Here is a 20,960-nt window from a genome sequence, read left to right as displayed (position 1 = left end):
TGTGAACTACAGTATCCTATAGCATCTTGGGCATAAATTTTCTATTTTAAGAAAGATTTTTTTGCTACTAGCTATTTTAAGCGGATTTTGCAATGTTTGATACCTTAACAGAACGACTCACGCAGAGTTTAAGAAACGTTACTGGCTCAGGACAGCTAACAGAAGACAATATTAAAGATACGTTACGTGAAGTACGTATGGCACTTCTTGAAGCAGATGTTGCCTTACCTGTAACTCGTGAGTTTATTGCGAAAGTTAAGGAAGAGGCATTAGGTCAAGAAGTGATGACACAGCTATCACCTGGTCAGGCTTTCGTGAAAATCGTCTATGACGAACTCACAAAGATGATGGGTGCGGCGAATGAAAGTCTTGATTTGGCTGCAAAACCTCCAGTTGTTATCCTTTTAGCAGGTTTGCAAGGTGCGGGTAAAACCACAACTGCTGCAAAACTTGCTCGCTTTTTAAAAGAGCGTCAAAAGAAAAAAGTCGCTATGGTTTCTGCCGACGTTTATCGTCCAGCAGCGATCAAACAGCTACAAACAGTTGCAGCAGAAGTTGGTGTTGATTTTATTGAATCTGATGCGTCAGAAGACCCGATCAAAATTGCACAACGTGCGATTGGTCAAGCGAAAATCAACTTCAATGATGTCTTGATTGTCGATACAGCAGGTCGTTTGCATGTCGATGATGACATGATGGACGAAATCAAAGCATTACATGCTGCGATTAATCCGACAGAAACTTTATTTGTTGTCGATGCGATGACAGGTCAGGATGCTGCAAATACTGCAAAAGCATTCAATGATGCATTGCCGCTGACAGGTGTGATTCTCACCAAAACTGATGGTGATGCACGTGGTGGTGCGGCACTTTCTGTACGTGCAATCACAGGTAAACCAATCAAATTCTTAGGTATGGGCGAAAAGCTCGATGCCTTAGAGCCATTCCATCCTGAGCGTGTTGCACAACGTATTTTGGGTATGGGTGACGTACTTTCTTTAGTCGAAGAAGTTGAACGTAAGATCGACAAAGAAAAAGCCGAAAAAATGGCGAAAAAATTGCAAAAAGGCGGAAGCTTCAACTTTGAAGACATGCTGATGCAATTTGAACAAATGAATAAGATGGGCGGTATGATGGGCTTCTTGGATAAGTTGCCTGGCATGAGTAATTCAGGTATTCAAGATGCAATTGCACAAGCGAATCCTGAAAAGCAAGTGAAAAAAATGGAAGCGATTATCCAATCGATGACCATTAAAGAACGCCGTAACCCAGACTTGATGAATCCAAGCCGTAAAAAACGTATTGCAGCGGGTTGTGGTATGGATGTTGTAGAAGTGAATAAGCTCATCAAACAACATGCGCAAATGGCGAAAATGATGAAGAAGTTTGCGAATCCATCAGGTATGGCGAAAATGATGCGTTCATTGGGCGGCATGCAAAAACAATTCGGTGGTGGTGGCGGTATGGGACCATTATTTGGAAACAATGATAAAAAATAATAGATCAGTATGATTTATAAATAAAAAAGATGCTTCGGCATCTTTTTTTTGTGTAGTTTTAATTGGTAAATAGAATAAAAAATTGTGATTTTTAGGATATATTGTTCAATAAATGTTAATTTATTTGCAAATATTGGTTATATGTATTTAATCTAACTTAATAAACATCATTAACTGATGAATCTAATTTTTTATATTTATATTGATAAGAAGAAAATAATGAAAGTTTACATCATTTATGGAAAATCATCGTCATCCCAAAGTCATTGGTATACGTGGTTAGCAGATCAAATCATGAGCAATGGATTTGAATGTATTCACGTTCCTTTACCCAATCCTGAAAATCCTGATTATCTGCAATGCAAACAAACTTTGATGGATCATCAAATCCAATATAATCAAGACAGTATTTTCATTGCACATGAGTTCGGTGTTTTATCAACACTTGATCTACTTTCAACACATTTACAACAAGGGCAGCAAGTTAAAGCTCTTTTTGTTATTTCTGCTTTTAATAAAATGTTAAATGCTAAACCTGAGTACCATCAATTTATTCAACAAATTGATATTGTTGATGAAATTATAAGGAGTAATATTGAGCAACGATTTTTGTTTTTATCCAGTAATGATTCGGATATTCCAGCACCAGTCAGTATTCAATTGGGGCATTTATTGAATGCGCAAATGTTTGAGGTCAAACAAGCGGGGCAATTTCGAGGACAAGATGGATTTAACGAGTTTCCACAATTATGGGAAAAAGTAAAAGTTTTGTTAAAGCCTACACGGGCGAAATTTGTGCAGGCTTCTTCTTTATTTTAATGATTCCTAGATGAGGCTATTGGTAATGCATTCATTATTGATCAATTCATGATGATGCTTTTTCTTGATCTAAATAAATTTGTAACCCTTGTAAAAGTAAATCAGGACAAATAATAGGATCAAATTCCTCAAGAAATTGCGCGAATAATGGTGCATCACCACCTGTTAGCATTAATTTCCGAGGGGATTGTTGCATCACTTGACGGATGGTACTGAGTAATCCAAGTAGAATGCCATGATGTACAGCGTCAATGGTATTTCGTCCGGGTGTTAATTCTGAAAATGCGGCATCAGGAATTTTAATGCCTTTGGTTTTTTGAATGAGTGAGTCACGTTGTAGGTACAAATTTGGTAGAATATAACCACCAAGATGTTGTAAACCCTGAGTTAAATCAATCGTGAGTGCTGTACCGCAACTCACTACACACAAGTCTTGTTCTGCGTTTGCAACAGCTAAAACTTGTAACCAACGGTCTATTCCCAATTGTTCAATGTGGTCATAACCACAGCGTAAACCTGCATATTCAGCATGAACTTTGGCAAAACTCACTGGAACATCAAGCATTTTAAGTATTTTAACAATGCGTTCATTATTGGTTTTATCTTGAACAGATGAAATCCCAACTTTATTCAATCCTAAACCACGAAAGTGTTGGATTAAGCCGAGTAAAAGATCGGAAGGGGATTGCAGATGTAACTCTGCCGCTTGTTCGATGATTTGATCATCTTGAGTGATCCAATATTTAAGACGAGTATTTCCAATATCTAACCAAAGTGCTTTCATTGTCTTGCCTAATTTTATTTGTGCTGTCTCATTTATTTACTAATGTTACGTATTTAAAATGTTGTGCATGGCCTAAATGTTTACAACAATAAAGTACTCAGCAGAGTCTTACATGTAAAGTTTAGATTTAGGGTTTNAAGTACTCAGCAGAGTCTTACATGTAAAGTTTAGATTTAGGGTTTGGCCTTCGGCTCGACCTACTTTTCTTTCGGGAAAATGAAAAGCGAAGCTTTGCAAGAAAACCACCTTACGGAGCATTACTCCTCATCGCTGAACTCGTTTAATACTTTCTATTTATCGTATTCATCGCAGAAATGTTCTCATTCAAATATTGTTCTGCCTCAAACAATAGCGAATGACTTTTCCGCGTATCGATGAATTGTTGTAAAGCAAACTGAAAAATATTTCTTGAACTATCATTGTGCAATATTAGTTACTCAACTACTAAACGTAAACGCCCTTGATAGACATTTATAAAGCCTTGGGGTGTAAATAATTTCACAGAACCATCATCATGTATGCCTTTGAAAATACCTTCAACCGAATCATTGATTTGCTCAAAATGAACGTTTTGATCCATAAAGGCTGCATAATGATTAAAGCGTGCTGCAAGATTATAACAACCATGATTGAACCATTGACCCGCTTGTTGAATGGCCAAATATAATTCGCTGATCATTTGAATCCGATTGGGATATTCAACACCAAGCTGAACTACGGAAGTTGCTTGTTGGCTAATTTGTTCTTTTGGAATAGGTAGAAGATTAATTCCAACACCAATAATGGCTTGATTTGAGGAAATAGGCTCAACTAAGATTCCTCCCCACTTGCCTTGATTGCTGTATAAATCATTCGGCCATTTAATTTGCAAATTGGCTAAGTTTTTAAAAGTTGGCATTTGTAAGATATTTAGAGCAATTTCAAGCGCTAAACGACCATCTAAGGGTGTTCGTGTCTCAAGCAATGTGCTTAAATAAATGTTACCGCTAGGGGATACCCATTCCCTTTGATGCTGACCTCGTCCTTGAGTCTGTGTTTCACTACAGACCAAAACTGTCTTTATTCCGCTGAGCGCAATTTCTCGCACATCATCATTGGTCGATGCTGTAGTCTGTTTCAAAAGCAGCACTTCAGGGAGCTGATTTGCTTGTGTAAGAAGCTGTCTAATATGACGAGTCTCTAAATCCATGTTGAATCTGAGAAAAATGGAGGAACATTTATGGAGTTAATCATATATTTAGGTATTGGTGCAATCGCAGGATTTACCGCAGGCCTATTTGGTGTGGGTGGTGGGTTAATAATTGTACCAATTTTATATGTTGTATTTACAAAAATGGGTTATGACCCATCTGTCATTATGCATATGGCATTGGGAACCTCATTGGCGACCATTATCGTGACTTCCATTAGTTCAGTGTCAGCGCATCATAAAAAAGGTGCAGTGCTTTGGAATGTATTTAAAAATTTAGCACCAGGTTTAGTGATTGGTTCATTTTTAGGTGCGGGTATTGCAGATATTTTATCAGGACAGCACTTACAGTTGATCATTGGTGCTTTTGCAATTTGGGTCGCATTTAAGATGTTTAAAGGCGCCAATGTACAAGTTGATCAGTCTAAACAATTACCATCGGCATCTAAGCAAATGCTTGCAGGCGGCGGAATCGGGGTTGCTTCAGCAATCTTTGGCATCGGCGGCGGAAGTTTGACCGTGCCTTATTTAAATAAAAATGGGGTGGTGATGCAGAAAGCAGTTGCGACATCGGCTGCTTGCGGTTTACCCATCGCCATTGCGGGCGCTTTAGGTTTTATGTTTTTTGGTTTACAAGAACAGACTGAAATTAAAAATGCGGTGGGTTATGTTCATATTTATGCATTTATTGGCATCAGTATTATGAGTTTTATCACTGCCAAAGTGGGTGCAAAGGTTGCACATGCATTATCACCAGCGATGTTGAAAAAATGCTTTGCATGTTTACTTACAGTTGTAGGCCTTTATTTTATTTATCAGGGAATTACAAAATAGTATCCGATCAACGGTACTATTTCTTAAACTTGAGTTGACTTAAAATACGTTAAAATTGTCGGACAATGTCATAGAGTTTAACTTTGAAAATCAGTTAAAAATGAAAACAATGACAAATGACATTGTCCAAAAAATAATAAAGCCAATACAGGAATCCTATGCCTTTGGAAGAAGTAGAAAGCCTTTCAGAACAAATCGCGAAGCATATTAGTGAACAAATCATTAGCGGTGAGTTGGTTGAAGGAGAAAGAATACAAGAGCTACGTATCGCCAAAGAACTGGATGTCAGTCGAGGCTCGGTACGCGAAGCACTATTGCTTTTAGAAAGAACCCATTTAATCGAAATTTTCCCTCGCCGTGGTGCAATTGTTTCTGAAATGTCGGCACAACAAGTTCGTGCTTTGTTTGATACCAGTGCATTGTTATTGGGACAAATCGTACAGCGTATGAGTGAAACTTGGCGTAACCATGAGGCTGAAGCGATTCAACAGTTACTCAATCATTTGGTTGAACAGGTGAAGCAAGGTAACACTGAAAAATTTTATGATGGTGTCTTTCAATTTTTGTCTGAACAACAAGCGATGGTGGGCAATCCATACTTGATGAAATTTTATAAAGAGCTGCTTCCATCATTACGCAGAAGTTATTTTTTAACCTTAAATACTTCAAGACGTGAGCTTCAAGAAGCTTTAGAATTGTTAAAGTTAGTGATTGATGCAATTTTAATCCGAAAATCACAACAAGCTACTTTATTTATGGAAGATTTTTGTCGACACTTACGTAACTTAGTGTTGGAATCTCTGACACGGATGAAACAAATCGAACTTGCTTGGGCGCGGAGATCGCGTCGCTAAGTGGCGTTGATAAGTAACTAGGACATTATGCGTTTAAGCAGCTTAAAACTTTCTGGCTTTAAATCTTTTGCCGATAGTACGACATTACAATTCAAAGATAACCGCACTGCTGTCGTTGGCCCGAATGGTTGTGGTAAATCCAATGTGATTGATGCCATTCGTTGGGTAATGGGAGAGTCGAGTGCTCGCCAGTTACGCGGTGGCAGTATGCAGGATGTTATTTTTACAGGAACGGCAAAGCGTAAACCTGTGGGAATGGCAAGTGTAGAACTACGTTTTGAAAATACCTATGGCAAATTGGGAGGAGCATACAACGCCTATGCTGAACTCGCAGTACGTCGTCAGGTCAACCGTGATGGAAAGTCTGAATACTTTCTGAATGGAACCAAGTGTCGCCGTCGAGATATTACCGACATTTTTCTTGGGACAGGTTTAGGGCCACGTTCATACGCGATTATTGAACAGGGGATGATTAACCGTTTGGTTGACGCAAAGCCTGAAGAAATGCGTGTATTTATTGAAGAAGCCGCGGGTGTATCACGCTACCAAGCGCGTCGTCGTGAAACCTTACAATATCTCGAACATACGACTCAAAATTTAGATCGTCTTGAAGATATTGCTTCTGAATTAAAATCACAGCTTAAAACTTTAAAACGTCAGTCTGAAACAGCAGTTCAATATAAAACCTTAGAAACTGAAATTCGTACTTTAAAAATTGAAATTCTCTCTTTCCAATGTGAACGTAGTAGCCGTTTACAAGAAGAATATACGGTTGAAATGGATCAACTTGGAGAACATTTCAAGTTAGTGCGTTCAGACATGAGTACATTGGAACATGACTTAACATCGACCAATGAATTGTTTCAGCGTTTGATTCAGCAATCGACGCCTTTACAAAATGAATGGCAACAAGCTGAAAAAAAGCTTTCTGAATTAAAAATGACTTTGGAACAAAAGCAGACTTTATTCCAACAAAATTCAGAAGCTTTAGGACAATTAGAACAGCAAAAAATTCAGAATAAAGAGAAAATTCAATTGATGGAATTGCAATTGGAAACATTGCAAACACAATTGGAACAGCAGTCTGAAAATCTACAACGTTCAGAAGCAGATACTCAACAACGTGGTCATGCTTTTAGCGATTTAAAAGCACAACAACTCCAAGCACAACAACAGTATGAACAAGTTAAAGTGCAAGTTGAAAAGCAGCAGCAACAAAAAGCACAGATGCAAGCGCAGATTGAACAACTAGCAAAAAATGTTGCACGAATCGAACAGCAAAAAGATACCTTAAAGACCCAGACAACACAGATTCAAAATCAGTTCCAAACTGAAGATTTAACGCAATTGGAGCAAAATAAAGCTTCAGCTCAAGAAGTGATCGCTCAGTTAGAACAAAAACTGATTGAATCAAAATCCGAACTGGAACAAGTTCAAGAACAGATGAATCTACAAAAAACTCAGATTTCAAATTTAAAATCTGAGTTACAAGTATTGCAGTCTGAGCAGAAAAACTTAAATCAATTGGTCGCGAAAAGTGCTGTAAAAACAGATCATAATGCGACTCAATTGATGCAAGTACTCAAACTGAATGAGTTTGGCAAAACACATGCACATTTAGTTGAAAAGTTTTTAGCCAAATGGCTCTCTGCTCAACTTATCGATGAGCATGCAGACTTTACGGAAAGTATTGCACGTCAGCTTAAAGTATCTTCTTCTTTGGATAAAATTCAATTCAATCAATTGCCATGTTTGGCAGACTGGATTGATTCACCACAATATTCATTGTGGAATCAAGTTGCGATCGCCGAAACGCTGAGTCATGCATTAACTTTACAAAATCAGTTAAACAATGGGCAAAGTATTCTGACACTTGATGGCTATCATCTTGGTCAAGATTGGGTGATTGGTCTGTTCTTTGATGAATCTAGCCAAGCTGCACAAGGCGCACTCAGTCATCGGATTCGTTTAGAAGAAATTCAACAACAACTTGCTGTTTTACAACCCAAAGTGATTGAAGCAGATGCTTTATTACCAAGTTTCAATCAGCAAATCAGTGATTTACAAAAACAGATTCAAATAGATCAAGAGGCTTTAAAAAATCAGCAAAAATTGTTACAGCAGTTTGATGTGCAAATTGCCAAACAACAAAGTGCTGCTCAGGCATTTGAAGTCCAAAAAGTTCAATTAAATAGTCAGTTACAACAGTTAGACGAGCAGCTTGAAGAAGATGCGATGCAAAAAGATGATCTCGAAATCGACATGCATTCTGTCATTCTCAAGCTTGAACAAAATCTGCCAGAATTTAAAACATTGCAATATAAATTGGATGAGTTGAATGAGCAGGTTGAAGAGCAACAACAACAGTTGCAACTTAAACAGCAAGATTTTGAAACAACACGTCGTTTAGCTGAACAAAATAAACAACAAATTGAATTGCTTGAAAAAGATGTCACATTTACAAAAGCGCAATATCAACAAATATTAGCGCAAATGGAACAAGCTAAAAGATTTGTAGATCCAATCCAATTGGAATTGCCAAGCTTAGAGTCACAATATTCTGAGCAAGCGCTGCAAACTGAAAAGTTGCAAAAAACTTGGCAAGAATGGCAAGTTGAATTGAATAATATTCAATCTAAGCAGCAAAAACTGACCGAAATGCGTCATTTGCATCAGCAAAATGATGAGCAATTACGGACTAAGTTAGAAGAAAAACGTCTTTCATGGCAATCAGCAAAATCTGATTTGCAACATTATTCAGATCAACTCAAAGAGATGAATGCGACGATTAAGCAAGGTGTACTTATTGATTTACCTGTACATCAAGAAAAGTTTGAAAAAGCACAACGCCAATTTGAAAAACTAGGTGCTGTGAATTTGGCGGCTTCGGAAGAATATGAAGAAGTGTCTAAACGTTTTGATGAATTAACCCATCAGATGCAGGATTTGGAAAATACGGTTGAGCAGCTCAAAGATGCCATGAAGAGTATTGACCAAGAAACTAAAAAGCTCTTTATGGGAACTTTTGATCGGGTTAATAATGAGCTTAAAGTCTTATTTCCTAAAGTTTTTGATGGTGGTGAAGCAAGTTTAAGCCTCGAAGATGATTGGCAGTCTGGTGTTAAACTGATGGCTCGCCCACCAGGAAAGAAAAATAGCTCATTGGCGTTATTGTCAGGTGGTGAAAAAGCACTGACCGCTTTGGCATTGGTTTTTGCAATCTTCCGTTTAAATCCTGCACCATTCTGCGTTTTGGATGAAGTTGACGCACCTTTAGACGATGCAAACGTCGGTCGGTTTTGTAATTTGGTAAAAGAGCTTTCTGATCAGGTTCAATTCATTTACATTACACATAATAAAGTTGCAATGACGATGGCAACCGATTTGCTGGGCGTGACGATGCCAGAACCTGGAACATCAAAACTCGTCACTGTGAATTTGGAAGAGGCAAGAGAATACGGTTTAGCCGCGGAGTCGTAGAATGGAAGTCACCACAATTATTGGAATTGTTGTTGCAGTAATCATCATCTTAGTGGGTTTAAGAATGGTGCTACGAAAACCAAATGATGCTGCACCATCGTTAGAATCTGAATTACATATCAATGAAGAATGTAATCAACCTGTAATTCCACGTCATGTACGTGATCAATTGCAGGCTGATCGATTGACCGAAGACAAAGCACGTGTTGAACCGAGTTTAGATGCGCTTGATTCTGTTGAAGTGGTGGAAGAAAAATCACAACAGCTTTCTGCTCAAGCTGTAGATAAAGAAGAAGTGAAACTTGAGGTTGAGCATTCACCTTCAACCAATCCAGTCAAAGCAGAAGTACAAACTGACTCAGCAGAGACTTCGACTGAGAATATTCAGGATGCAACTATTTTATCAACGGATTTATTAACGGACTCTGACACTCAATCTTCTGAAAATGAGCAATCATCGGTTGTTGCTGAGGAAAGTAAACCAGTTGAGAAAGTTGAAGCATTTCAATTAAATGAACATGTAGAAACTGCTGAAATCAAAGAATTTGATGAAGAAAGTAGTATTTTAGATGTACATTTAAATCAACAACAACGGCATGATGATGAATGTGTTTTATCAAATGCAGAAAGTATCATTGCACTGAATGTTTATCCAAATCCACGTAAAGCTTTATCTGGTGATAAAACTTTAAAAGTGCTTTTAAAATACGGATTACGTTTTGGTGAGCTGATGTGTTTTCATCGTTATGAAAATCCTGAAGAAGAAAGTCCACTTTTATTTTCAGTCTTACGTGTCACAGATAATGGCCCAGAAGGTTTTGATTTAGAATTATTATCGACAGAACAAGTACAAGGTTTAGCGTTCTTCTTGGCTTTACCACATCCAAATGTGCAAAAAGGTTTCGATACGATGGTGAGTATCGCAGGTCTTATTGCACGTGAAATTGATGGTACGGTTTATGATGAAAATAATCTTGAATTTACACCACAGTTAAAAGAACATTGGCGTCATACAGCGATTGATTATCGCTCAGGGCAAGAAGCTTAGCATTAAGCTCAAAGCGTATTTGCCTTATAATTTCAATTATTAAAAGCGTATTCGTTTTGATTTGTAAATGGATACGCGGAAACGTCATCCGCAACGTGTTTGAGACAGACTACATTATGAGAATTAATGTTTCTGCGATTAAATGGTTTAAGATTTGGTAGTTGTCGAGTTTTGCGGATGACAATGGTTTTGCCTACTTTTTCCGAAAAAAAGTAGGTCGAGCCGAAGGCTAAACCCTAAATTTTAGATGTAAGACTTCAATGAAAGCTATCTATTTTTTTATTTTTAGTGATGATACAAATTTTCTGAAAGCACTATAATTGTGATGATGAATTTTGGGCGGATTTCCGCCCTTTTATATGGTGAAATGATTTATGGAAAATAATGCTGTCGTGGCACAAATGCGTCAATTGATTCAACTCATTGCAAAGCACAATCATGCCTATTATGTGATGGATCAGCCTACGATTGAAGACAGTGAATATGATCAGTTATTTCATCAACTCAAAGCTTTAGAGCAACAATATCCGGATTCAGTACAAGCCGATAGCCCAACCAATAAAGTCGGTGGAAAAGCATTATCAAAATTTGAAACCATTACTCATACTGTGCCGATGTTGTCTTTAGGTAATGTATTCAATCAAGAGGAATTGTTTGCTTTTGCACGACGTATTGAAGAACGTTTACCCAATCAAAAAATTGAATATGATGTTGAGCTCAAATTTGATGGCTTAGCAATTTCACTGTGGTATGAAAATGGTGAATTGATTCGTGGAGTAACCCGTGGTGATGGTGAAACAGGTGAGGTGATTACTCAAAATGTGAAGACAATTCGTAACCTACCCAAGGTTTTATCTTCAGACAAAATTCAAGTACCACGTTTATTGGAAGTTCGTGGTGAAGTGTTGATGCCGAAAGCAGGCTTTGAAAAATTAAACATTGAAAATGAAGCCAAAGGCGAAAAAACCTTTGCAAATCCACGTAATGCCGCAGCAGGTAGCTTACGACAACTAGACCCAAGTATTGCAGCTTCACGCCCTTTAGCGTTCTATGCTTACGGCATAGCGCAGTGTGAGCCAAATCATGGCATTACTTCGATGTCAGCAAGTTTAGAGTGGCTAACCAATTTTGGTTTTGCTGTAGGTGAGCGTCATTTTATTTGCGACAGTATTCAAGATGTTCAAGAAAAATATGAGCAAATCAATCAAGAACGTCCTGACTTAGCTGTTGAAATTGATGGCATGGTGGTTAAAGTTGATGATCTACAACAACAACAAAAGTTAGGCTTTCTAAGTCGTGAACCACGTTGGGCAACCGCTTATAAATTTCCAGCAGTTGCAGCATTAACGACTGTAGAAAATATCGATTGGCAAGTTGGACGCACAGGAACCTTAACCCCAGTAGCACGTTTAAATCCAGTGGCTGTTGGTGGCGTAACTGTTTCGAATGTGACTTTACACAATATTGGGGAAATTCACCGTTTAGACGTCCGTATTGGCGATACAGTGAGTGTCTATCGTAGTGGCGACGTGATTCCAAAGGTCGAAAAGGTTTGGCTAGAATTCCGTCCAACAGATGTTGTTGAAGTTCATCTACCTGAAAACTGCCCAGTATGTTCTTCACCTGTGGTCATGCCTGAAGGTGAGGCATTGGCACGTTGCTCAGGCGGTTTATATTGTTCAGCGCAACGTATTGAAGCGATTCGCCACTTTGTTTCTCGTAAAGCTTTGGATATTGAAGGCTTGGGCGATCGTTGGGTTGAGTCACTCTTACATTTAGATTTACTCAAGGATGTGGCTGATATTTATCATCTACATGAGCATCGTGAGCAGTTATTAACGATTGAGAAAATGGGGGAGAAATCAGTTCAAAACCTGTTTGATGCAATTGAAAATAGTAAAAAAACCACTTTGGCTGCATTTATTTATGCTTTAGGTATTCGAGGCGTTGGTGAAACAACAGCACGTATGCTTGCCAACACCTTCCAAACACTCGATGCGATTCGTCATGCGGACTTAGATGCATTGAAAAAAACTCCAGATGTTGGTGATATTACTGCCGAGTGGATTGTCGACTTTTTCCAAGCACCACATAATCTTGAGGTGATTGATCGCTTACTTGCTGCGGGAATTCATTGGGATGCACCTATTGCACCGACTCGTCAGCCATTAAATGGTGAAAGTTGGGTCATTACGGGAACATTAGCGACAATGGGGCGTGACGATGCGACACAGATGCTACAAGCACTTGGTGCACGTGTGAGTGGTAGTGTTTCAAGTAAAACCAAATGTGTCGTTGCTGGTGAAAAAGCAGGGTCTAAGCTTGAAAAAGCTGAAAAGTTGGGGGTAGCTGTGCTAGATGAGCAGGGGTTTTTAGAATTGATGAAGGAATATGGGCAGATGTAGCTTATCGCTTAGATTCGAAATATTTAAAAGCAAAGGCTTGGTGCCTTTGCTTTTTTTATTGTATTCGTAGCGTTTAATTTATTCTTGAGACAAATCTACTATCATTTATATCAACATGAAAAAGATTTGAAATAATAAATCATTAAATATACTTCTTCACCACACCATCATCTAACAGCTGTTGGAAGTGTTCAACCAAACTGGTTTCAATATTGCGATAAGTAACGCCGAGTTCTTGCTTACTTTTATCTGCATTGAAAATAATCGGATAACCCATGTTCTTTTCAATAAAATCACGTGAATAACCGAAAGCAGGGCCTAGCAACTTAAACATTCTTTTCGGCACTTGGTTACGTGGGAATGGGAATTTTTGACCAAAATGCTGACGCAAAATTTTGCCCATTTCCAGTAGGCTGAGTGAACCACCACTAATAATATAACGCCCTGATGCATTTTCATTAAAAGCAGCAAGGATATGTGCATCTGCAACATCACGTACATCGACGATGCCATTCCACATTGGTGGGACACCAAATAAAGTCATACCATTGGCAAATTGTTCAAGAACTTCAACACTGCCTGATTGTGTACTTGCAGTGAGTGAAGGGCCGAGGACTAAAGCAGGATTGACGCAGACCAAAGTCCAGCGGTTTTGTGCATCTGCCATTTCCCAAGCTTTGCGTTCTGCCATCACTTTAGAATATGGATAAGGTTGATGTGTTGTAGAACTTGTGGTGTTCCAATGTGATTCATCAAATTGATTTTCTTCAGTTTCTAAGATATCAATTGCATCACCATAAGTAGACGCAATACTTGAAGTCACAATCACACGTTTCACAGATTCAGTTTTATTGACACTGTTGAGCACATTTTCTGTTCCTAAAACTGCGGGTTCGATAATGTCTTTCACTGCATCTTTATAATTGGTGACAACAAATGGAGATGCCATATGCAGCACAATTTCACAACCTTGCATGGCTTCATCAAATGAACCATTTTCTAGCAGATTGGCTTTAAATAACTTTAAAGTTCCTGAATTTTCTTGTGCAATTTTTTCTAAATGTGCAAAGCTCTGTTTTTTATTTAGATCACGAACAGTCGCATGAACGGTATAACCTTGTTCGAGTAGTTTTCGAATGACCCAACTTGCAATATAGCCAGTTGCACCAGTAACAAGAATCGGGGCTGATGTATTTCCTTGAGACATCATTTTTTCCTTCTAATTTTTAATATTCAATATCATAAATATTAAATTTGATAATGTCTTTACATCTTATCACCAATATAAAAGTAATAAGGCAGTATGAATGTACAGTCATTGAAAAAGAAGAAAATATTAAATAGAAGTATCGAAATAAGAAGCATTTTTAATGGTTACAAAATGAATCAGATCATATTTTTAATAAAAAAAGGCCTTGTAAAGTGAATGAGTTTCCGCAAGAGTTTATTTTTTATATGGAAAATTGCGAATAAGAATTGCAAATGCGTATGTTTCTCATTTTAATTTTATAAAAATCATAAACTTACGAATATTATTTTTTGCAATATCTATAAAATTTGTCCATAATAGGTGAAAAGGGTATGGAGTTTTTGAAATGCGTGGCAATCCAGAAGTAGTAGACTATCTAAATATGTTGATCGGTGGTGAACTGGCTGCTCGTGATCAATATTTAATCCATTCTCGTATGTACGAAGATTGGGGTTTAACTAAAATTTTCGAACGTATTGATCATGAAATGCAAGAAGAAGCATCGCATGCAGATGCTTTAATTCGCCGTGTGTTGTTCCTTGAAGGCACACCAAATATGAATCGTGATGATATTGTGACTGGCGAAGATGTGGTGACATGTTTAAAAGCAGATTTGGCGCTTGAGTATCATGTACGTGAAAAGTTGGCGCAAGGTGTGAAACTTTGTGAAGAAAAAGGCGACTATGTAACACGTGATATGTTACGTCAGCAAATGAATGATACTGAAGAAGATCATACTTATTGGCTCGAAAAGCAACTCCGTTTGATCGAGTTGATTGGTTTACAGAATTATATCCAATCTCAGATGTAAGATGTGTCTAGATTGTTCTTTGAAGATGGGATATTTGCCTAGTGATGTATTAGGTGAATGCTTATTTCAAATCAACGCCCAATGAGTTTCATTGGGCGTTTTATTTTGTTGGTAATCAATCGTCGTTCAATTATTTTAAAATAAAAAGTTCTTAATCTATTGATTGTTCAATTAAAATTTAACAATTCCGACAATTTTAGTTGATTTTTATTCATTCAGCCCCATCTTCAGTTAAAATACCGACTTCAGCTTGAGGATAGAGTTATGTCGACTGAGAACACCAATACTGCAGTTGCAGAAGAAATTCCAAATTTATTGATTACTCCCAATGCACAAGAGTACTTAAAGGACCTTTTGGATAAGCAGAATACTCCAGGAATTGGCGTTCGTGTATTCGTAGAAAATGCGGGTACTCCACGTGCCGAATGTTGCATGGCATATAGTGCACCTGAAGAAGTTGTACCTACAGATTACAGACAAGACTATGCTGATTTCCCAGCATTTGTTGATGCGCCGTCTATTCCATATTTGAAAGATGCAGTCATTGATTACAATAAAGATCGTTTTGGTGGGCAATTAACCTTCCGTGCACCAAATTCAAAAGTACCACGTGTTGGCCCTGATGCATCGATTGAAGAACGCATTACTTATATACTTCAAGCCGAAATCAACCCTGGTCTTGCAGGTCATGGTGGTAATTGTGCATTAGTAGAAGTGGTTGAAGATGAAGAACATGGTTTAACCGCTGTACTAAAATTTGGTGGTGGTTGCCAAGGGTGTTCAGCAATTGATGTTACTTTAAAACAAGGCGTTGAAACGACGTTAAAAGGGCACATACCTGAATTAGGGCGTGTTGTTGACCAAACTGACCATAGCCAAGCAGAAGGCGCTTATTTTAAATAATCAGCCTGTATATCGAATATGGAAATAAAGGCGCATTATGCGCCTTTTTCTATATTCAAGATTTTCAAAGTCTCATCTGAGTAATAAAACTTTTCTAAATAATGACGAGCACGCGATTTTAAATGTTCTGAAGAAATCATGTTTTGAATAACAGGTTCAAGCAGCGTCTGTAATTCATTTTGAATCAAAGATTCATCGATATTGATATCTCTTAAAATAAGATCAAAAGGGCGTTCTTCATTACGTACATACCAAGCAAAGATACCATCGTGAACTTGTTTTTTTAGATAATCGGTTTGGCGAATATGTTCCCAAATTTCATGTCCCATTTCGACAGTATTGGGTAAATCATCGACTTCAATATATCGGCGTAATGTACCTACAGGGACTTTCTTGATTTTGTGCCAAAGATTGGCTTGAAAATGATAGAGCTTATGATCATCAAATTGTTGATTAATGACTTGTTCACTGAGTTGGCTAATTTTGATGATATTTTTCTGTAAGTAATGTTTAACCGTATCATCTAAATTGGTATCAGTAACCGACTCTAAAACGGATTTCCCCATTTTCATAAAACGGCCTACGCCTGGCACTTTTTTATTCATCATTGAATTATCAATATAATCCTGAATTGAATGATGAATAAGTTGCGTCAGCATGGTTGAAAATGAAGGATTATTCACAATACGCTTAATCAAAGCTTGGCGATGACTAGATTTGCTTGCAATGTATTGTGCAATTTTATCAATGGTGAGGACGGGAATAATATCTTCTATGAAAGTATCATCATTACTTGGGTGAATTAATGCAAAATGGATATGCTCAGCAATTTGATCAATTAAAAAATGACTAGTAGGTGTTGCTAATATTTGTTTTTGAATGAGTTGGTTAATGAATTCAAAAGACCAAGTATTTTTTAAAGTTTGTTTTCTAAACCAATGATAAAATTCGGTAAATTCAATTTTAATCGTTTCTGGCTGTGAAAACTCTTGGTCAAAAAAGGCCAATTGAGCTTCTATAAGTTGTTCAACAAGATTATTTTTCAAGATATAAACCTTATTTATACATTTTCTGATCGGCTAGAGGGTTTTTTAAAGGTTGAACTTTATTTAAAAATTTCAAATAGTAATCTGCCACGCGCTCTGGTGCTTCTAAAAGTGGCATATGACCTACTCGATTTAAAAGAACAGGTTCTTCAGGCCGTTTTAGAATTGATTTCAATTCAGTTGCAACATCAACATTAACGATTTGGTCTTGATTTCCCCATAAGATCAGCGTTGGAGCTTCAATACTCTTTACCATCGTTGTAAAGGTAGCAGGGGTGTAAAGGCGGTTTAATGCATCAATTTGATTAATAATTTTTGCAGTGTCTGGCGCTTTAGCAATAAATAGCTTTTCTTGTTCATTTCGGATGATACTGGCCGTAAAAGGTTGGTCAAACATCACCTTTTTCATAACAAAGTCTAAATCACCTTTTTGGGTAATTAACAATTGTTTTAAATAGATCGGATTCTTTAAGTAGTTAGTATTGTTATTTTTAAAAATTCCACCCGTGCTCATGAGAAAAAGGCTTTTGGTATCAAAAGGGTATTGTGATGCATAGAACATCGCAACTGTACCGCCCAATGAGTGCCCTGCAATATTTAAATTGTCTTGAATATGTGCCGCTTCAATAAAACGTCGCAGTTGTTCAGTAACGTTTGGAACGGATAAATCGAAATTTTCAGGAACTTGTGTACTACCAGCAGAAGGCAGATCAGGAATGATCACGTGATAATAAGGCGTGAGCGATTTTGCAATAGTGTTCCATGTGTCGCGACTACTGGCTAAGCCATGAATCAGTAGAACCGTAGGTTTGTTCTTATTGCCACCTTCGCTATATGACCAAACGACATCACCTACACGCAAAGTTTTTGATGTTAAACCAGCCCAAGCGCGTTCTTCTTGCACAATTTTTAAATAATCAACATATTCAGGTGTACTACTTGCAGCAAAGGTATGACTAGCAAAAGTAAGCGATCCAATTGTAGATAGGCTGAGTAATATGCTTCTTAAAAATTGAAGAATTTTTTTATTGGACAGTTCAGACATTCATTTAGTTCCTTGCTAATGGTTTACCATTATATAAAGCAAATACATTATTGATGATCTTAATTTTTTCAGCATTTGCTGAGTTGATTATATTTGTATATTTTTTGCCAAAGAAGGAAGTGCATGATGAGAGAATTCATCATATTTTTTGTGATAATTTCTGCAATTATTAAGCAATAAGTGATAATAATAAGCAAAAATATGCATTTTAATGATGATCATGTCATTTAACAAAAATTGTAACAGAGTTTATTTTTAGTCAGTGACTTTCATATTCTACAGCATTAAACTTAAATTCTACCTCCACTCAATGGAACGAGATACACATGCTAACTGCTCAAGAAGCTTTAGAACGATTGAAACAAGGTAATGAACGTTTTGCACATGGTGAAACAAATCTGACTAAATTTTTGACGCATCAACAGCGATCAGAAATGGTGGATAGTCAGGAACCATTTGCGATCATTTTAGGTTGTTCTGATTCTCGTGTTCCTGCGGAAATGGTTTTTGATCAGGGTTTTGGTGACTTATTCGTGATTCGCGTGGCAGGGAATATCGTTGCTCCTTCACAAGTAGGAAGTGTTGAGTTTGCTGCGGATAGTTTTGGTTGTCCATTGGTTGTTGTTCTTGGGCATAGCCATTGTGGAGCGATTCACTCTACGATTGAGGCACTTCAAAACCCAAATGCACCCTCATCGGCAAACTTAATGTCGATTGTAAATCGTGTACGTCCATCAGTTGAAATCTTGATGCAAACTGAGTTAAAGGATGATTTAGAGAAGCTATGTATGCATGCAGTAAAATCAAATGTGTTTGCTTCTGTAAATCAATTACGTCATGGCTCAGCAGTATTAGAAAATCTCATCGCACAAGGTAAGTTAAAAGTGGTCGGTGCTGAGTATTCACTTGAAACAGGTGAAGTTTCTTTTTACGATTTTTAAGTTTGAAAATTAGATTCTTGATTTATTTTAAAATGCTAAAAACATAAAAAATCCCACAAAATTGTGGGATTTTTTATCATTATAAATTCTTAGAATTTATAACCAAGTTTTAAACCATAAGCGATTGCATTGTTGTCAGTAAAGTCTGCAACGTATTGACTTGTACCAGCTTGAGCACCAGTCTGAGCTTTAGCATCACCTAGCCAGAAGTATTTAACACCACCAGCAATAAAGGTTGATGGTGTAGGGCTATATTGAACACCTAAACCAAGGTTCCAATAACCTTCTGTTGGACCAAGTGTTGTAACAGGGTTACCTGCACCAGAGTCCCAACCTACAGAAACGTTACCCGCCCATTGCTCATTCACTTTACGGCCAACACCAACAGTTGCAGAGTATTGATCATCTGAATATTCAACTAAGTTAAAGCCATTTGGTTGACCAACTAATGGACCAACAGCTTGTGAAACTTTACCAAATTTCAATGGTTGAATAGAGAAGTCTTTCCAGTTCACCCAACGTACGTTAGCAAAAGCAACTGTATTCGCCATGATCCCTGTTTGAAAATCAAGGTTAACAGACTGAGGTGTAGTAATCGTTGTTTTACCTGTTGCATTTGCAATATCAGCAACAGCAGCAGCGCCATTTGGTAATAATGCTAAAGCACCAAGTGCTGAAAGTGATTCATTGATATCTACATCATGATCGATTTCAGAACGGTAAGTTACAGACGCTTTTAAAGCAATTTCAGGAATTTGGAATGCTGCACCAGCTAACCAACCCGCACCACCAGTTTCTTTAATGCTTGCATCATAGCCATTGTATAGGCTGTATGCTTGACCACGTAGGCTTACATTACCTTTAATCGTTTGGTAAACACCACCTGCGTAAACATTCACGTTTTTAGTTGGTTGGAAACCAAAAATCATAGAGATGTTTTGAGTATCTACTTCAACTTTAGTGTTGCCTTTACCGAGTGTTGAGTTTACTTGAGCAAGCCCAGCATCAACTCTTGACGTTACAGCTTGTTTAACGCCTGCATCAATCGCAGCTTTAGTTGCTGCATTTGTGTTGTATGCTGTAAGTGTTGCTGCATATCGTGCTTGACCAGCAGCTGTAGTTAAATCAACACCTTGAGCTTGTAGAGTTGCACCAACACGTTGTTGAGCAGTTAAAGCATTAAATGTGCTGTCAATTGTACTTGTACGAATTGCAGCCATTGAAGCAGCAGGTAAAACAGTATTTGTTGAATTTGATACGAATACGTTATCGCCATGATAAGCAGCATCTGCACCAAAAGGTTGGTCATATAAAAGACCGAATGAAACTTTGTCTGTTAATTGAAGTTTAACAGCAGCAGATGGGAAATAGTAATCATCACCCATATCGCCAATGTCATTACGAGTTTGGCTTGTTCCTGCTTCTTTACCTTCAACAGTTGGATCTAAAACAGAAATTCCAGCTTCAAAATAGTTGTTTGGTTGTAGAAATGCTGAAATAGATTGACCTGAACGGTCTAATGCAGCAGCAAAAACACCTGTCGTTGGTACGGTTGCCGCAATCAATGCGATTGTTAAATTTTTTAATTTCATTTTAATTTTTCCCTAATATAATAAAATGAATATTTTGAAGCGCTTAATGAGCAAACTAGAAGCGATTTAAATGTCTAAAAATAACTCAAAGTTACTTCTTTTTACAAAATAACATATAAAAAATAAGAGTAAATACTCTAGCAAGTGAATTAACAAAAAAAAAGTGAACTAGCTAGTTTAACACTTCGAGTCAAAGTGTTTAAAAATATCAAAATATGATAAGTGGTTATCATTATGTTGGTTATGTATATTAAAAATTGCGAAAAATGATATTTTAAGTGATTCGATATTTCTTAAAAATACTGGAGATTTCATCTGAAGAAATTTGATGTCCAGAGTTTTTGAAGCTTATTAGGCATCTGATTGAGTATTTTAAAAGATAGGTTCTTTTGAATTTTACTATTCATTGTAAACAGGATAGATATTAATTTTTATAAAAAGATATTGATATTTATTGGAAT

Annotated in this window: 16 protein-coding genes; 10 read left to right on the top strand and 6 right to left on the bottom strand. The window is 37.3% G+C overall.

From position 1 onward, the window contains the following. Positions 1–92: 92 nt before the first annotated feature. Positions 93–1,499, top strand: a complete 1,407-nt coding sequence (ffh, locus tag CDA10_RS02445) for a signal recognition particle protein (protein WP_089603925.1) — start codon at positions 93–95, stop codon at positions 1,497–1,499. Between the two features lie 219 nt (positions 1,500–1,718). Continuing rightward, a complete protein-coding gene (locus CDA10_RS02440; RefSeq protein ID WP_157909338.1) occupies positions 1,719–2,318 on the top strand; it encodes an alpha/beta hydrolase in 600 nt (199 codons plus the stop codon). 46 nt (positions 2,319–2,364) lie between these two features. Here CDA10_RS02440 and CDA10_RS02435 read toward each other — a convergent pair whose 3' ends face one another. Next, positions 2,365–3,102 (bottom strand): type III pantothenate kinase, encoded by a 738-nt coding sequence (locus tag CDA10_RS02435; protein WP_089603923.1) that lies wholly within the window; start codon positions 3,100–3,102, stop codon positions 2,365–2,367. 433 nt (positions 3,103–3,535) lie between these two features. Continuing rightward, positions 3,536–4,291, bottom strand: coding sequence for a biotin--[acetyl-CoA-carboxylase] ligase (locus CDA10_RS02430; protein WP_089603922.1), 756 nt, complete (start codon positions 4,289–4,291; stop codon positions 3,536–3,538). Positions 4,292–4,321: 30 nt separating this feature from the next. On the opposite strand from CDA10_RS02430, the gene CDA10_RS02425 reads away from it, so the two are divergent. The 5 genes from CDA10_RS02425 to ligA all read left to right on the top strand — a co-directional run bounded on the left by CDA10_RS02425 (position 4,322) and on the right by ligA (position 12,912). Then, positions 4,322–5,125: a sulfite exporter TauE/SafE family protein gene (locus CDA10_RS02425; protein ID WP_089603921.1), complete on the top strand. Its 804-nt coding sequence runs from the start codon at positions 4,322–4,324 to the stop codon at positions 5,123–5,125. A 158-nt stretch (positions 5,126–5,283) separates the two neighbouring features. After that, positions 5,284–5,979 carry a GntR family transcriptional regulator gene (locus tag CDA10_RS02420; protein WP_089603920.1) on the top strand — a complete coding sequence of 232 codons (696 nt, stop codon included), beginning with the start codon at positions 5,284–5,286 and terminating at the stop codon, positions 5,977–5,979. 27 nt (positions 5,980–6,006) lie between these two features. Further along, the gene (gene smc, locus CDA10_RS02415) at positions 6,007–9,459 is read left to right on the top strand and encodes a chromosome segregation protein SMC (RefSeq protein WP_089603919.1); all 3,453 of its coding nucleotides are present in this window, start codon (positions 6,007–6,009) and stop codon (positions 9,457–9,459) included. 1 nt (position 9,460) lies between these two features. Next, positions 9,461–10,507 (top strand): cell division protein ZipA C-terminal FtsZ-binding domain-containing protein, encoded by a 1,047-nt coding sequence (locus CDA10_RS02410; RefSeq protein ID WP_089603918.1) that lies wholly within the window; start codon positions 9,461–9,463, stop codon positions 10,505–10,507. Between the two features lie 374 nt (positions 10,508–10,881). Beyond that, positions 10,882–12,912, top strand: coding sequence for an NAD-dependent DNA ligase LigA (gene ligA / locus CDA10_RS02405; RefSeq protein ID WP_089603917.1), 2,031 nt, complete (start codon positions 10,882–10,884; stop codon positions 12,910–12,912). Positions 12,913–13,054: 142 nt separating this feature from the next. Here ligA and CDA10_RS02400 read toward each other — a convergent pair whose 3' ends face one another. Continuing rightward, positions 13,055–14,119 carry an SDR family oxidoreductase gene (locus CDA10_RS02400; protein ID WP_089603916.1) on the bottom strand — a complete coding sequence of 355 codons (1,065 nt, stop codon included), beginning with the start codon at positions 14,117–14,119 and terminating at the stop codon, positions 13,055–13,057. Between the two features lie 388 nt (positions 14,120–14,507). Here CDA10_RS02400 and ftn point away from each other — a divergent pair, with 388 nt between their 5' ends. Next, positions 14,508–14,972, top strand: coding sequence for a heteropolymeric bacterioferritin subunit Ftn (ftn, locus tag CDA10_RS02395; RefSeq protein WP_089603915.1), 465 nt, complete (start codon positions 14,508–14,510; stop codon positions 14,970–14,972). Positions 14,973–15,236: 264 nt separating this feature from the next. Next, complete coding sequence (gene nfuA, locus CDA10_RS02390; protein ID WP_089603914.1) at positions 15,237–15,875, top strand: Fe-S biogenesis protein NfuA; 639 nt, start codon at positions 15,237–15,239, stop codon at positions 15,873–15,875. Positions 15,876–15,910: 35 nt separating this feature from the next. On the opposite strand, the gene CDA10_RS02385 is transcribed toward nfuA, so the two are convergent. Both CDA10_RS02385 and CDA10_RS02380 read right to left on the bottom strand, forming a co-directional pair. Beyond that, positions 15,911–16,921, bottom strand: coding sequence for a hypothetical protein (locus CDA10_RS02385; protein ID WP_089603913.1), 1,011 nt, complete (start codon positions 16,919–16,921; stop codon positions 15,911–15,913). 10 nt (positions 16,922–16,931) lie between these two features. Continuing rightward, positions 16,932–17,966, bottom strand: coding sequence for an alpha/beta fold hydrolase (locus CDA10_RS02380; protein ID WP_089603912.1), 1,035 nt, complete (start codon positions 17,964–17,966; stop codon positions 16,932–16,934). A gap of 326 nt (positions 17,967–18,292) precedes the next feature. Here CDA10_RS02380 and CDA10_RS02375 point away from each other — a divergent pair, with 326 nt between their 5' ends. After that, complete coding sequence (locus CDA10_RS02375) at positions 18,293–18,907, top strand: carbonic anhydrase (protein WP_089603911.1); 615 nt, start codon at positions 18,293–18,295, stop codon at positions 18,905–18,907. Between the two features lie 89 nt (positions 18,908–18,996). On the opposite strand, the gene CDA10_RS02370 is transcribed toward CDA10_RS02375, so the two are convergent. Further along, entirely contained in the window at positions 18,997–20,499 is a 1,503-nt protein-coding gene (locus CDA10_RS02370; RefSeq protein ID WP_089603910.1) for an outer membrane protein transport protein, read from the bottom strand. Between the last annotated feature and the right edge of the window lie 461 nt (positions 20,500–20,960).

The sequence above is a fragment of the Acinetobacter piscicola genome (assembly GCF_002233755.1).
GTDB classification, from domain to species: domain Bacteria; phylum Pseudomonadota; class Gammaproteobacteria; order Pseudomonadales; family Moraxellaceae; genus Acinetobacter; species Acinetobacter piscicola.
The sequence above is the reverse complement of the archived record's forward strand: the minus strand, read 5'-3'. Positions and strand labels throughout refer to the sequence as shown.